Here is a 791-nt window from a genome sequence, read left to right as displayed (position 1 = left end):
AGGGCTACGCTTTCGCAGGGTGTTTTGTTTTCGGAGGCCATCATTATGAGCGAGTCAGCGCTGATCGGGATCGATCTCGGTAAACACAGTTTCCACCTGCACGGCCAAGACAAATTGGGCCGAGAGGTGTTTCGCAAGAAGTTCTCGCGTCAACAGATGATGACGCTCTTCGGCAATCTGCCGGCCTGTACCGTGGTGATGGAAGCTTGTGCCGGGGCGCATTTCGTCGCTCGCCAGCTGATGGCCATGGGGCATGAAGCCAAACTGATTTCCCCGCAATTCGTCCGCCCCTTCGTCAAAGGCAACAAAAATGACTTCGTGGATGCCGAAGCCATTTGCGAGGCGGCTTCGCGTCCATCGATGCGCTTCGTTTCGCCTAAAACCGAGGCACAGCAGACGCTTTCCGTTCTGCATCGCCTGCGCGAGTCGCTGGTACGCGATCGCACCAAAACCGCCAATCAAATGCATGGTTTCCTACTGGAGTTCGGCATCAGCCTGCCCAAGGGCCTGGCGATCATGAAGCGGTTGGCGAGTATTTTGGCTGAGCATGAGTTGCCCGTTCGGTTGACAGTGCTGTTACAGCGCTTGCATGAGCATTTCTGTTATCTGGATGAACAGATCAAGGCGCTGGATAAAGAGCTGGCAAGCCAACTGGCCGACGATGATCTCGGCAGCCGCTTGCTGAGCTTGCCGTGTGTCGGGCCGATCACCGCCAGCCTGCTGGCTGTAGAGATGGGGGACGGCAGGCAGTACCGATGCAGCCGTGACTTCGCCGCCTCCGTGGGCTTGGT

1 protein-coding gene is annotated in these 791 nt (G+C 57.4%); it reads left to right on the top strand.

Annotated features, from left to right (window positions below; genetic code table 11):
• Positions 1-45: 45 nt before the first annotated feature.
• Positions 46-791: IS110 family transposase (locus T3A99_RS17095; protein ID WP_322834594.1), on the top strand; the 746-nt coding region annotated here is incomplete at its 3' end.

The organism is Pseudomonas sp. N-137, from assembly GCF_034555295.1.
In the GTDB taxonomy this organism is placed as follows: domain Bacteria; phylum Pseudomonadota; class Gammaproteobacteria; order Pseudomonadales; family Pseudomonadaceae; genus Aquipseudomonas; species Aquipseudomonas rhizophila.
The sequence above is the reverse complement of the archived record's forward strand: the minus strand, read 5'-3'. Positions and strand labels throughout refer to the sequence as shown.